Origin of the sequence: Streptomyces resistomycificus (assembly GCF_001514265.1) — a bacterium.
Taxonomy (GTDB): Bacteria; Actinomycetota; Actinomycetes; order Streptomycetales; family Streptomycetaceae; genus Streptomyces; species Streptomyces resistomycificus.
This window is the reverse complement of record NZ_KQ949002.1, coordinates 146,804-160,382: the sequence shown is the minus strand read 5'-3', so window position 1 is coordinate 160,382 and position 13,579 is coordinate 146,804. Positions and strand designations below refer to the sequence as shown.

Below are 13,579 nucleotides of genomic sequence, written 5' to 3'. Positions count from 1 at the left end.
TTTTCAGCCCGTCCGGCGTTTGAGGACGAGGCCCGTCCAGGGCCGAAGCGGGGGTCTGGGGGCGGCAGCCCCCAGAGGCGGTCACCTTTTGGCCGACCGAGTCGGGTGGCGGGTGGGCAAGGTCCGGGGGGGCTGGGGGCGGAGCCCCCAGGGGCGGTTACCTCTTGGCCGTGTCGGGCGGGGGCGGTCGTGTTCGGCGGGGGCCGGTCACCCCACCGCCGCATCAACTGACCGGTTCGTCCCGAAACTCCCTAGCCTGGAGTGATGGGTGAGGACAGTCGGCTCGCGGGCGTCGTCGCGTTGGCTCAGGGCATGGCCGCGGCACACAGCTCGCGGGAGGTGTGGTGGGCCGCCGCGAACGGCGCATCACGCGCCCTCGGCGGCAGCTTCGCCGCGCTGTCCGTGTGGGAGCGGGAGCTCGGCCGCCTCAGGGTCCTCGTGAACGTGGGCGAGCGGGCCGAGGACGAGGAGGAGTTCCCGGACGACGAGTCCTACCCCGTGCACCAGTTCGCCGAGATCACCGAGTTCCTGCACGAGCGGTGGGCCGGCGGCGGCGAGCCCGACGCCTGGGTGGAGACCGCGGAGGGCCCGGCCGCCGGCCGCCGCCCCGGATACGTCCATCAGCGCGTCGCCGCCCTGCGCCGACGCGGCCGCGGCTGCTGCGTGGTCGCCCCGATCGTGCTGCACGGCCGCGCCTGGGGCGAGCTGTATGTCGCCCGCCCCGTCGGCGCCCTCGTCTTCGACCGCGAGGACGCCGACTTCGCCACCGTCCTGGCCTCCGTGGTCTCCGCCGGCATCGCCCAGACCGAGCGGCTGGAGGAGGTGCGGCGGCTGGCGTTCACCGACGCGCTGACCGGCCTCGCCAACCGCCGGTCCGTGGACGCCCGCCTGGACGCGGCCGTCGAGCGGCACCGCAAGGACGGGGCGGTGGTGAGCCTCGTCGTCTGCGACCTCAACGGGCTCAAGCGGGTCAACGACACCCGCGGCCACGCCGTCGGCGACCGCCTGCTGGAGCGGTTCGGGTCCGTGCTGTCGCTGTGCGGCGCCATGCTGCCCGGCGCGCTCGCCGCCCGCCTCGGCGGTGACGAGTTCTGTCTGCTCGCCGTCGGACCGCCCGCCGACGACGTGGTGAAGGCGGCCGGCGAACTCTGCCGCCGGGCGCTGGAACTGGAGCTGGGCGAGGGCGTCGCCTGCGGGGTCGCGTCCACCCAGGACCCGATCGGGCCGGTCCTCACGGCCCGGCGGCTGTTCCGGCTGGCGGACGCCGCCCAGTACCAGGCCAAGGCCGAGCGGGCCACCCGCCCGGTCGTCGCCGGGCGCGGCGGCCCCGACGACCCCGTCGTACGACTGGCCGACGAGCCCTCGACGGAGCAGCCGACCGCCGAGCGCCGCCGCTTCCGCGGACGTGGCTGAGATGTGACGCACCGGTAAGGGGCGAACCCGTCCCCCACTGGTGACATCCTGGAATTCACTGCGTACGCTCCTGAATATGGATATGCACACTGTGGTGGTGGGGACGTCCGGGGTCACCGCGTCCGACGTCCTCGCCGTGGCGCGCGCCGGCGCCCGTGTCGAGCTCTCTGGCGAGGCCGTCGCCGCCCTCGCCGCGGCCCGCGCGATCGTGGACCAGCTCGCGGCGAAGCCCGACCCCGTCTACGGCGTGAGCACCGGCTTCGGCGCCCTGGCGACCCGGCACATCAGCCCGGAGCTGCGGGCTCAGCTGCAGCGCAACATCGTCCGCTCGCACGCCGCCGGCATGGGTCCGCGGGTCGAGCGGGAGGTCGTACGGGCACTGATGTTCCTACGGCTGAAGACCGTCTGCTCGGGACACACCGGCGTACGGCCGGAGGTCGCGCAGACCATGGCCGACGTCCTCAACGCCGGTATCACCCCGGTCGTCCACGAGTACGGCTCCCTCGGCTGCTCCGGCGACCTCGCCCCGCTGTCGCACTGCGCCCTGACGCTCATGGGGGAGGGCGACGCCGAGGGCCCGGACGGCGTCGTGCGGCCCGCCGGCGAACTCCTCGCCGAGCACGGCATCGCCCCCGTCGAGCTGCGCGAGAAGGAGGGCCTGGCCCTCCTCAACGGCACCGACGGCATGCTCGGCATGCTGGTCATGGCCCTCGCCGACCTGGACACCCTCTACAAGTCGGCCGACATCACCGCGGCCCTGTCACTGGAGGGTCTGCTCGGCACCGACCAGGTCCTCGCCCCCGAGCTGCACGCCATCCGCCCGCATCCCGGCCAGGGCGCCAGCGCCGCCAACATGCTGGCCGTACTGAAGGGTTCGGAGCTCACCGGACACCACCAGGACGACGCGCCCCGGGTCCAGGACGCCTACTCGGTGCGCTGCGCCCCGCAGGTCGCCGGCGCCGGACGGGACACCATGGCGCACGCCCGCCTGGTCGCCGAGCGGGAGCTGGCCTCCGCCGTCGACAACCCCGTCGTACTGCCCGACGGACGCGTCGAGTCCAACGGCAACTTCCACGGCGCCCCGGTCGCCTACGTCCTCGACTTCCTGGCCATCGCCGCCGCCGACCTCGCCTCCATCGCGGAGCGCCGCACCGACCGGCTGCTCGACAAGAACCGCAGCCACGGGCTGCCGCCGTTCCTCGCCGACGACGCGGGTGTCGACTCCGGGCTGATGATCGCCCAGTACACGCAGGCCGCGCTGGTCAGCGAGATGAAGCGGCTGGCCGTACCGGCTTCGGCGGACTCGATCCCGTCCTCCGCGATGCAGGAGGACCACGTCTCCATGGGCTGGTCGGCCGCCCGCAAGCTGCGCACCGCCGTCGACAACCTGACCCGGGTCGTCGCCGTCGAGCTGTACGCCGCCACCCGCGCCGTCGAACTGCGCGAGGGGCTGACCCCGGCGCCGGCGTCCCGGGCGGTCATCGACGCCGTACGGAAGGCGGGGGTCCAGGGCCCCGGTCCTGACCGCTTCCTGGCGCCCGACCTCGCCGCGGCGGACACGTTCGTACGCACCGGACAGCTGGTCGCGGCGGCGGAGGCGGTCACCGGGCCGCTGCGGTAGGGCACGACGACACAACGGGGCCCTGCCGGTCCGCCGACCGGCAGGGCCCCGGGTGGATCACTTGAGCTTGGCCGCCTGGCCGTCGATCACCTCGGCCGGGACGTCGTACGGCTTGCCGGTCCCCATCAGGGCGAGGTTCACCGTGTAGTACGAGGCGATGGTGTTGCCGTGCCGCACCACCTCGGTGTGGACGGTGCCCGTCTCGCCCCCCGCCTCGGACTCCACGGTGTACGCCACGGACTCGTCGCCGGCGCCCGAGGCCTTCTCCGGTGTGATCTTGGTGACCTTGGTGGCCGTGCCCTCGGCGGTGTAGCCGAACCCGCCGGCGCACGCCGTGCCGCCGTCCGAGACCGCCTTGAAGGCCTTCTCGGCGCCGTCGCCCTCGTACGAGGACAGGCCCACGTAGGTCGCGTTGATGTTGAAGGCGTCACTGAAGTCGCCCTCGGCCAGGTCCTCCAGGGACTTGGAGGCGTCGCCCGACGGGGCGGCCTGGGTGACCGTGTTGCTGGCGCTCGCGTCCGTGTCGCCCGGCGGGAGCGCGGCCATGGCGTGGGCGAACGGCTCGCACTCGGCCTTGTCGATCTTCAGCACGCTCTTGGACTTCGGCAGCGTGTCGTCGCCGGAGGTGACCTTGTATCCCTCGATGTCGCCGTCCGCCAGCAGCAGCTTCTCCAGCTCGGCGGCGCTGTAGGCCTTCGCGGCCGCGGTCGGCGAGGAGGAGGAACCCGACTTCGCGGAGTCCTCCGACCCCTCGTCGGAGCAACCCGTGATGAGGGCGAGCGACAGAACGCTCACGGCAGCCGTGGCGCTCAAGCGCGCGCCCGATGATCTCTTCATGGGCGGACTATGAAGGTTTTCTGAAGAACGCGTCAAGCGAGTTCAAAAACCGAGACGTTCCCGGCGAACCGAGTAGACGACGAACCCGGCGCCCAGCGTCAGGAAGAGGGTGCCGCCGACGACGTACGGCGTGGTGTCGAAGCTGCCGGTGTCGGCGAGCTGCGCGCCCTCGGACGTGATGCCGGAGGTGTCCGTGGTCGTGGCCCGTGCCTGGGTCGTGACCTGCGACGCCGGGGTCGGCGAAGGGCCGGTTCTGGCCGGCTGGTCCCCGGTCGCGTTGGCGGACGGGACGAACCACAGGGCAGCCAGAAGGGTCCCCGCGGCGGTGGCGGTCAGCAACGGACGGCGAGCTGATGACACGGAATATCGATCCCCTTGTGGCGCTGGCGAATTGGCCGTGTGGGGCGATGTTAGTGAAAGGCGCGGGTCACGGGAAAGTCACGGGAGGCAGGGGTCGTACGCTCCGGGCATGAGCACTGCAGAGACATCACGTTTTGTCCGGCTTCGCGTCGAGCTTGTCCTCGAGGTGGACGACTCCGGGGCCGTCACCGAGGCCGCACTGACACGAATCGCGGACGACACCGATATGCCGGCCGAGGAACGGGTACACGCCGAGAGCGCTGTGACGGAGGACACCGCGGAGGCCCTCGCGTACCTCGTCGACCCGTTCGACCTGGTCAGCGAGATCCCGGGGGTCGAGCTCGCCCAGGCCTCCTGGTCCAGCGAGCAGATCGACCATGACCCCGATTCGCCTGACTGGGACCTCGACGAGGATGATGTCGACGAAGAAGACGACGAGGACGACGCATACGACGGCGACGAAGCGGCCGCCGACGAGGACGAGCGGGTCGGCTGACGTTCCTTGGGGAAATCGTGACCCCGGACGGAAACCGTCGTCCGGGGTTTCGTCGTCTCATGGGGCGCACGGGCCGACACCCGCACCACTCGCCTCGGCGGACGTGGTGTGCCCCACACCTTCGGAGAATGTGGAACGGGACGAACCGGTCGTAGCGTTGGAAGTTCTTGACGGGGACTCTCGGGGTTCTGGGGATTCGGCGACGATGGAGAAGCGTGTGATGACCAACAGTGGGCGGCGCAGGGGCCTGACGGTCGCGTCCGCACTGCTCGGCGGTGTGCTGGTGCTCTCGGCGTGTTCCGGTGGCGACGACAACGCCTCCGGCAGTGGCGGCGGTGACACCTCACAGGCCAAGGTCGACGAGGCCGCGGCGAAGAAGGCGTCCGAGGCGCAGATCAAGATCACGCCCAAGGACGGCTCGGACAACGCCTCCATCAACAACTCCGCCGCGGTCACCGTGAGCAAGGGCACGCTCACGGACGTCTCGATGACGACCTCCGACGGCACCGAGGTCAGCGGCGCGATATCCGCGGACAAGACCAGCTGGAAGCCGAGCACCCAGCTGGAGCGTTCGACCACCTACAAGCTGACGGCCGAGGCCAAGGACTCCGACGGGCGGGTCGCCCACGAGAACGCCTCGTTCACCACGGTCTCCCCGGCCAACAGCTTCATCGGCACCTTCACGCCGGACGACGGCACCACCGTCGGCGTGGGCATGCCGGTGTCGCTCAACTTCGACAAGGCGATCACCAACAAGGCGGCCGTCCAGAAGGGCATCACCGTCTCCACCACCAGCGGCCAGGAAGTCGTCTGTCACTGGTTCAACGCCAACCGCATGGACTGCCGGCCCGACGAGTACTGGCAGGAGAACTCCACCGTCACGCTGAAGCTGGCGCTCGACGGCGTGGAGGGCGCGGACGGCGTCTACGGCGTCCAGCAGAAGACGGTCACCTTCAAGATCGGCCGCAACCAGGTCTCCTACGTCGACGCGAAGACCAAGCAGATGAAGGTCACGCAGGACGGCAAGACCGTCAAGACCATCCCGATCTCGGCCGGTTCGCCCGACAACAAGACCTACGAAGGCATCATGGTGATGTCGGAGAAGTTCAAGGAGACGCGCATGAACGGCGCGACCGTGGGCTTCACCGACGACGACGGCAAGGGCGAGTACGACATCAAGGACGTCCCGCACGCCATCCGTCTGACGAGCTCCGGCACCTTCATGCACGGCAACTACTGGGGCGCCAAGTCCATCTTCGGCAGCGTGAACACCAGCCACGGCTGCGTGGGCCTGTCGGACACCAAGGGCGCCAACGACCCGAACACGCCCGCCGCGTGGATGTACAACAACTCGATCCTCGGTGACGTGGTGGTCGTCCAGAACACCGGCGACAAGACCGTCGCCCCGGACAACGGCCTCAACGGCTGGAACATGAGCTGGGCCGACTGGAAGGCCGGTTCGGCGGTCTGACGCCTTTTCCTCCGCGACTCACAGCTTTCCGGTGCCGCCCCCAGGGGCGGCACCGGTGTTTTTGGGGGCGTCCACAGCCTTCTCATGCATCTCTTATTCCGGGCTTATCCCTTCATCACGCGCCGTACCTAACTTGCGGCCATGTTCTTCACCTACCTGAGGCGCGAGCTGCGCCGCCGCAGAAAAGCGGCACTCGTCGTCGCCTCCGGGCTCGCGCTCGGCATCGCGCTGGTCATCGTGGTCAACTCCGTGTCCGCCGGCATGGGCAAGGCCCAGGACAAGGTCCTCCAGTCCCTCTACGGACTGGGCACGGACATGACCGTCACCAAGGCGGCCCAGCCGCAGGCGGACGCCTCCGAGCGTCCGCGCTTCAGGTTCGACGCCCAGGACGACGACTCCGGGCAGGCGCAGAGCAGCGACCGCGTGATGGTGCAGGGCTTCCAGACCCTCTCCACCGCGACCGTCACCGAGGTCGGCGAGCAGACCGACGTCTCGGAGGCGGTGGGCGGCCTCAGCCTGCGGGTCATCAAGGTCGACGGCGAGTTCACCCGCGGCCGGTTCCAGCAGAACGGCGAGGGCGGGAGCGGGCAGGACGCCCCCGGCGGACAGGGCGGCGGCAACGGCCGGCCCCAGGGCGAAGTGCAGGGTGGCGGTGCGAACTTCGACGTCAACAGCTACTCCGTGTTCGGCACCGACGTCACCGAACCGGCCCTCGGTCCGCTGACCTCCTCGAAGATCACCAGCGGTCGTACGTTCAGGACGTCGGAGTCCGACGCCAAGGTCGCCGTCGTCGACTCGGCGTACGCCAAGGAGAAGAAGCTCAAGGTCGGCAGCACCGTCACCGTCAAGAGCGTCAAGTACAAGGTGATCGGCGTCGCCACGGCCGACAGCGGTGACGCGGCCGCCAACCTGTACATCCCGCTCAAGCAGGCGCAGACGATCAGCGACTCCGAGAACAAGGTCACCACGATCTACGTCAAGGCGACCGACTCCCAGAAGATCGACGGCGTCAAGTCGGAGATCCAGAAGAACATCTCGGGTACGACGGTGACGACCTCCGCGGACCTCGCGGACACCGTCTCCGGCTCCCTGTCCACCGCCTCCGACCTCGCCACCAGCGTCGGCAAGTGGCTGTCGATCGCGGTGCTCATCGCCGCGTTCCTGGTCGCCGGCCTGCTGACCTCCTCGGCGGTCTCCCGCCGGGTGCGAGAGTTCGGCACGCTGAAGGCGCTCGGCTGGAAGTCGGGGCGGGTGACCCGACAGGTCGTCGGCGAGGCGATGGTCAACGGCCTGGTCGGCGGTGCGCTGGGCATCGGGCTGGGCCTGGCGGGCGCGTACGTCGTCACGGCGGTCAGTCCCACGCTCCAGGCCCAGTTGGGCGGCGGCGGTACGGGCGGGGGTGGCGGCTTCGGCGGCGGCCCCGGCGGGGGTGGGTTCGGCGGCGCCCGGCAGACCGCCTCCAGGACCCTCGACGTCGCGCTCACCGCACCCGTCAGCCTGACGACCATCGGTGTCGCGGTCGGGCTCGCGGTCGCGGGCGGTCTGATCGCCGGCGCGTTCGGCGGATGGCGGGCCTCCCGGCTGCGGCCGGCGGATGCGCTGCGCCGCGTCGAGTAACAGGCGCGCCCCCAACTCGCCAACACCACACAGGAGTTGTTCCCATGTACGAACTCAGAGGCGTCACCAAGCGCTACACCCGAGGCAAGGAGAGCGTCCACGCCCTCGACGGCGTGGACCTCACGATCGCCGACGGCGACCGGCTCGTGATCCAGGGCCCCACCGGCGGCGGCAAGTCCACGCTGCTGCAGATGCTCGGCGGCCTCGACCGGCCGACCTCGGGTGAGGTCGTGCTCGACGGCACCGACATGGCCAGGCTGTCCGAGGCACGGCTGACCAAGGTGCGCAGCGAGAACATCGGCTTCGTCTTCCAGAGCTTCAACCTGATCCCGACGCTCACCGCCCAGGAGAACGTCGAGACCGCCCTCGTACCGCTCGGCGTGAAGGTGAAGGAGCGGCGTGAACGGGCCGTCGAGGCCCTGAGGTCGGTCGGTCTGGGCGAGCGGCTCGGACATCTGCCGGACGAGATGTCCGGCGGCCAGCAGCAGCGCGTCGCCATCGCCCGCGCTCTGGTGAAGCAGCCGAAGGTGCTGCTGGCCGACGAGCCCACCGGCAACCTCGACGAATCGATGCGCGACGAGATCATGGACGTACTCGAGACCATGTGGAAGGAGCTCGGACTGACCTTCATCATGGTCACCCACGACTCCTCCCTCGCGAAGAAGGCGCCGCGGCTGGTGACCATCCGCAAAGGAAAGATCACGGTGAAGGAGAACGCCGCTTCATAGCATGCGAGTTGGGGCGTACTCAGGGGCGCAGGCGCATTTGCGACGGCCAAAGACGCGCGCTTACCCGACGATCGTGTAACAGAGAAGCATGTCAGGCACCTGTCTATTGAGGTGCCTGATCACCCCCCGGCATACTGCGTGGTCCGGGGGGCGCACGCGCATGTGTGCGAGATGGCCCCCCGGCCGGGTGAACGGGGAATTCACCCGGTACTTCTGCAAGGGGGAAACTTGCGCAGACAAGTGAAAAGAGCATGTGCGGCCACGATCGCCACGGCGGCCGCCGTGGCCCTGGCGGCGGGCATGACCAGCCCGGCGTCGGCCGAAGCCGAGCAGATCGCCGCCACCGCGAAGGTGGCGGGCTCCGAAGCCAAGCACCGCATCACCCTGATCACCGGTGACCGGGTCGCCGTCGACGCCAAGGGGCGCGTCGTGGGCCTGGAGCCGGCGAAGGGCCGCGAGCACATACCCGTCGAGCTCCGCAAGGCCGCCGGCCACACCTTCGTGATCCCGGCCGACGTCGCCCGCCTGGTCGCCGGAGGCAAGCTCGACCAGCGCCTGTTCGACATCACCGAGCTGAACAAGGCCACCACCCGCAAGTCCCAGAAGCAGGGACTGAAGGTGATCGTCGGCTACAAGGGCAGCGCGGCCACCACCAAGGCGGACGTCCGTGACGCGGGCAAGCTCCGCCGCAGCCTGAACTCCCTGAACGCGGACGCGATCCAGACGCCGAAGCAGGACGCGCCCGAGCTGTGGGACGCGGTCACCAACGGCGACAAGACGGCCTCCGGCATCGCGCACGTCTGGCTCGACGGCGTCCGCAAGGCCAGCCTCGACAAGTCCGTGCCGCAGATCGGCGCCCCCAAGGCGTGGGCGGCCGGCTACGACGGCAAGGGCGTGAAGATCGCCGTCCTGGACACCGGTGTCGACGGCACCCACCCGGACCTCAAGGGCCAGGTGGTCGCGGAGAAGAACTTCTCCACCTCCGCCGACGCCACCGACAAGGTCGGCCACGGCACCCACGTCGCCTCCATCGCGGCCGGCAGCGGCGCGAAGTCCGGCGGCAAGTACAAGGGCGTGGCCCCGGGCGCGACGCTGCTCAACGGCAAGGTGCTCAGCGACGACGGCTTCGGTGACGACTCCGGCATCCTCGCCGGCATGGAGTGGGCGGCCGCGGAGGGCGCCGACGTCGTCAACCTCAGCCTCGGCGGCATGGACACCCCGGAGATCGACCCGCTGGAGGCGGCGGTCAACAAGCTGTCCGCCGAGAAGGGCATCCTCTTCGCCATCGCGGCCGGCAACGAGGGCGACTTCGGCGACCAGACCATCGGTTCGCCGGGCAGCGCGGCCTCCGCCCTGACCGTCGGCGCGGTCGACGACAAGGACAAGCTGGCCTCCTTCTCCAGCACCGGCCCCGGCCTCGACGGCGCCCTCAAGCCCGACGTGACCGCCCCCGGCGTGGACATCACCGCGGCCTCGGCCCCGGGTAACCAGATCGCGGCGGAGGTCGGCGAGAAGCCGGCCGGCTACATGACGATCTCCGGTACGTCGATGGCGACCCCGCACGTCGCGGGCGCGGCGGCGATCCTCAAGCAGCAGCACCCGGAGTGGACGTACGCCGAGCTCAAGGGCGCGCTCACGGCCTCCACGAAGGGCGGCAAGTACACGCCGTTCCAGCAGGGCTCGGGCCGCATCCAGGTCGACAAGGCCGTCAAGCAGACGGTGATCGCCGACCCGTCCTCGGTCAGCTTCGGCATCCAGCAGTGGCCGCACACCGACGACAAGCCGGCCACCGAGCAGGTCACGTACCGCAACCTCGGTACCACCGACGTCACGCTGAAGCTGACGTCGACCGCCACCAACCCGAAGGGCCAGGCCGCCCCGGCCGGCTTCTTCAAGCTGGGCGCCACCTCGGTGACGGTCCCGGCGGGCGGCAAGGCGTCCGTCCCGCTGACGGTCAACACCAAGCTGGGCGGCACCCTGGACGGCGCGTACTCGGCGTACGTGACCGCGACGGGCGGCGGCCAGACCGTCCGCACGGCGGCGGCGGTGCAGCGGGAGATCGAGTCGTACGACGTCACGCTGAAGTTCATCGACCGTGAGGGCAAGCCGGCCAAGGAGTACGGCACCCACCTGAGCGGTGTCTCCGGCCTCGGCAAGGACAAGTGGTACACGCCGTACGACGCGGACGGCACCGTCACGGCTCGCGTGCCCAAGGGTTCCTACATCTTCAACTCCACGTTCTTCGTGGACCCGAATGACGCCACCAAGGGCGCAGACTGGATCGCCCAGCCGAAGCTGAACGTCACCAAGAACACCACGATCACGGTGGACGCGCGCAAGGCCAAGCCGGTCGACATCACCGTGCCGGACGCGGCCGCGAAGTCCGAGTTCGCCTCCCCGTCCTACACGGTCGAGACGGCTGACTCCGGCTGGACCTTCGGCTGGTGGCTGGACTCGTACGAGGGCTTCCGCACCGCGCACCTCGGTCCGCAGGTCACCGACGGCTCGCTGAGCCAGCAGTGGGACGGCCACTGGGTCAAGGGCGCCGACGAGGAGTACAACACCGTCGCCGGCTCCAAGGTGAAGCAGCTCGCCACCGGCTACACCAAGCACTACAAGGCGAGCGAACTGGCCAAGGTCAAGGTCGGCATGGGCGCCGCGGCGAGCGGCAAGAAGGGTGCGCTCAACGCCCTGGGCTGGCTGCCCGGCACCTCCGGCGCCAGCGCGATCGGCTTCCCACAGACGCTGCCCGGCACCCGCACCCTCCACCTGTCCACCGCGTCCGGTGTGAAGTGGGAGATGTCCTTCGAGCAGTACGGTGGCGTCGACCCGGATGGCTTCCCGCTCAGCGAGGCGTACTACGTCCTCGGCGCCGCCCAGACCTTCAAGGCCGGCCAGAGCTACTCGAAGACCTTCAACACGGCGGTCTTCGGCCCGCACCTGAACGCGGACTTCGGTCTCTACCGTGAAGGCAACGACATCTACGGGATGCTTCCGCTGTTCGCCGACGGCAAGACGCACGCGGGTTCCTCGGTGTTCTCCTCGGTCGCCACGACCCTCTACCGCAACGGCACCAAGGTCGGCACCCACGACGACCCGCTGTTCGGTGAGAAGCAGTTCAAGGTTCCCTCGGCCAGCGCCGAGTACAAGCTGACCACGTCGGTCAAGCGCAGCGTCAAGGTCGCGGCGGCCTCCACCCGCATCGACGCCAGCTGGACGTTCCGCTCCAAGAAGACGGCCGACATGGCCAAGCTGCCCGCCTCCATGGCTCGCTTCGGCGCGACCACGGGTCTGGACAGCAAGGTCGCGGCCGACAAGACGGTCAAGATCCCGGTGACCGTCGAGGGCGCGGCCAAGGGCTCCAACCTGAAGTCGCTCGCGGTGTACGTGTCGTACGACTACGGCAAGACCTGGAAGAAGGTCACCGTCTCGAACGGCAAGATCACCGTGAAGAACCCGGCGAAGGGCAAGGCCATCTCCTTCCACGCCAAGATCGCCGACAAGAAGGGCAACAAGTCGACGGTCTCGATCTACAACGCCTACTACGGGAAGTAACCCCCAGGTGCGTTGAGCGCTGAGTGAAAGGCCTGCCGGAGGCACTGCTTCCGGCAGGTCTTTCGTGTTGTGTGGGCGTATGACCGCAGAGACCGTCGAATACATCCGGTACCGCATCCCCGAGGAGCAGTCCGCGGAGTTCCTGTCCGCCTACACCAAGGCCGCCGCCCTGCTGGCCGCGGCACCGCAGTGCGTCGGATACGAGCTGGCGCGCTGCGAGGAGGACTTCGAGCACTACGTCCTGCGCGTCCTCTGGACGTCGACCGAGGATCACCTCGAAGGCTTCCGCGGGTCGGAGCTGTTTCCCGACTTCCTGGCCGAGATCCGGCCGTTCATCCCGTACATCGACGAGATGCGCCACTACAAGCCGACCACCGTGCGCGGCACCGGCTCCGCCGTCCCCACGCTGTACGAGTGGGCGGGCGGCGCGGAGTCCTTCGCCCGGCTGACGTCGGTGTTCTACGAGAAGGTCGTCACGGACGACCTCCTCGCCCCCCTCTTCGCGGGGCTCGACCCCGAGCACGCCGAGCATGTGGCGCTCTGGCTCGCCGAGGTGTTCGGCGGTCCGCCCGCCTACTCCGAGACGCAGGGCGGGCACGGCCACATGGTCGCCAAGCACATGGGACGGGGGATCACCGAGCCGCAGCGCCGGCGCTGGGTGAACCTCATCCAGGACGCGGCGGACGAGGCGGGGCTGCCGACGGACGCCGAGTTCCGTTCCGCGTTCCTCGCCTACGTGGAGTGGGGCACGCGGCTGGCCGTGCACTTCTCCGGCCCGGACGCCAAGCCGCCGGCCGAGCAGCCGGTGCCGAAGTGGAACTGGGGAGCGGCCCAGCCGTACCAGGGCTGACGGGGCCCCTGAGGCGTCAGGAGGGGGTGGTGCCAAGGGGGTGGGGCCCCTTGGCATCCCCTCATGACCGACGCCCTCGCCACCACGATCACCGCCGTCGTCGGCGTTCTCGGGACCCTCTTCGCGCCCGTCCTCACCCATCGGCTCAGCGCCCGGCAACGCGTCGAGGAGAGCGAACTCGCCGACAGGCGGCGGGCGTTCGAGGAGCGGCGGGACGCGTACACCGCGATGAACCGGGCCTCGCGCCAGTTCCACACCCTGCTCAAGGACGCCCTGCACCGGCTGCGCGACGACGTCTACGGCGACCATGAGCGTGAGCAGCTGGAGGAGGCCCGCCGCTACTACCGCGACCGGTACGCCGAGGCGCAGATGGTGGTGCCGGAGCGGATCCTGGAGGCCTCCCGGTCCCTCAACACGGCGCTCGCGAGCATCGACGCCGTCGCCAAGCGGCTCGACCGGGGCCGGGCCGGGGAGGGCGAGAGCGCACAGCAGGCCCTGCTGGACCTGAAGCAGGCCGAGCCCCGGCTGAGCACGATGCGGCGGCTGATGCGGGAGGACCTGGGCGTGCGGGACTGAAGGGCGCCGCCGGACTGAAGGGTCGGCGCCGGTCGCGCCGAACCGAACGGCCGTG

Annotated in this window: 11 protein-coding genes; 9 read left to right on the top strand and 2 right to left on the bottom strand. The window is 69.9% G+C overall.

What is annotated here, in order from left to right:
* Positions 1 to 264: 264 nt before the first annotated feature.
* Positions 265 to 1,413, top strand: a complete 1,149-nt coding sequence (locus tag AQJ84_RS34685) for a GGDEF domain-containing protein (protein ID WP_030044159.1) — start codon at positions 265 to 267, stop codon at positions 1,411 to 1,413.
* A gap of 82 nt (positions 1,414 to 1,495) precedes the next feature.
* On the top strand, positions 1,496 to 3,034 hold the full coding sequence (hutH, locus tag AQJ84_RS34680; RefSeq protein WP_030044158.1) for a histidine ammonia-lyase: 1,539 nt from the start codon (positions 1,496 to 1,498) through the stop codon (positions 3,032 to 3,034).
* A gap of 57 nt (positions 3,035 to 3,091) precedes the next feature.
* On the opposite strand, the gene AQJ84_RS34675 is transcribed toward hutH, so the two are convergent.
* Both AQJ84_RS34675 and AQJ84_RS34670 read right to left on the bottom strand, forming a co-directional pair.
* Positions 3,092 to 3,871: a hypothetical protein gene (locus AQJ84_RS34675; RefSeq protein ID WP_030044157.1), complete on the bottom strand. Its 780-nt coding sequence runs from the start codon at positions 3,869 to 3,871 to the stop codon at positions 3,092 to 3,094.
* A gap of 42 nt (positions 3,872 to 3,913) precedes the next feature.
* A complete protein-coding gene (locus AQJ84_RS34670) occupies positions 3,914 to 4,231 on the bottom strand; it encodes an LPXTG cell wall anchor domain-containing protein (RefSeq protein WP_225877422.1) in 318 nt (105 codons plus the stop codon).
* A gap of 109 nt (positions 4,232 to 4,340) precedes the next feature.
* On the opposite strand from AQJ84_RS34670, the gene AQJ84_RS34665 reads away from it, so the two are divergent.
* The 7 genes from AQJ84_RS34665 to AQJ84_RS34635 all read left to right on the top strand — a co-directional run bounded on the left by AQJ84_RS34665 (position 4,341) and on the right by AQJ84_RS34635 (position 13,524).
* Positions 4,341 to 4,727: a hypothetical protein gene (locus AQJ84_RS34665; RefSeq protein WP_051870209.1), complete on the top strand. Its 387-nt coding sequence runs from the start codon at positions 4,341 to 4,343 to the stop codon at positions 4,725 to 4,727.
* 220 nt (positions 4,728 to 4,947) lie between these two features.
* Positions 4,948 to 6,198 (top strand): L,D-transpeptidase, encoded by a 1,251-nt coding sequence (locus AQJ84_RS34660; RefSeq protein WP_030044154.1) that lies wholly within the window; start codon positions 4,948 to 4,950, stop codon positions 6,196 to 6,198.
* Between the two features lie 141 nt (positions 6,199 to 6,339).
* Positions 6,340 to 7,815 (top strand): ABC transporter permease, encoded by a 1,476-nt coding sequence (locus AQJ84_RS34655; protein ID WP_030044153.1) that lies wholly within the window; start codon positions 6,340 to 6,342, stop codon positions 7,813 to 7,815.
* Positions 7,816 to 7,859: 44 nt separating this feature from the next.
* Positions 7,860 to 8,543, top strand: coding sequence for an ABC transporter ATP-binding protein (locus AQJ84_RS34650; protein ID WP_030044152.1), 684 nt, complete (start codon positions 7,860 to 7,862; stop codon positions 8,541 to 8,543).
* Between the two features lie 240 nt (positions 8,544 to 8,783).
* The gene (locus tag AQJ84_RS34645) at positions 8,784 to 12,098 is read left to right on the top strand and encodes a S8 family peptidase (protein WP_030044151.1); all 3,315 of its coding nucleotides are present in this window, start codon (positions 8,784 to 8,786) and stop codon (positions 12,096 to 12,098) included.
* Between the two features lie 79 nt (positions 12,099 to 12,177).
* Positions 12,178 to 12,948 (top strand): group II truncated hemoglobin, encoded by a 771-nt coding sequence (locus tag AQJ84_RS34640; protein WP_030044150.1) that lies wholly within the window; start codon positions 12,178 to 12,180, stop codon positions 12,946 to 12,948.
* A 63-nt stretch (positions 12,949 to 13,011) separates the two neighbouring features.
* A complete protein-coding gene (locus tag AQJ84_RS34635; RefSeq protein ID WP_030044149.1) occupies positions 13,012 to 13,524 on the top strand; it encodes a hypothetical protein in 513 nt (170 codons plus the stop codon).
* The last annotated feature ends 55 nt before the right edge of the window (positions 13,525 to 13,579 follow it).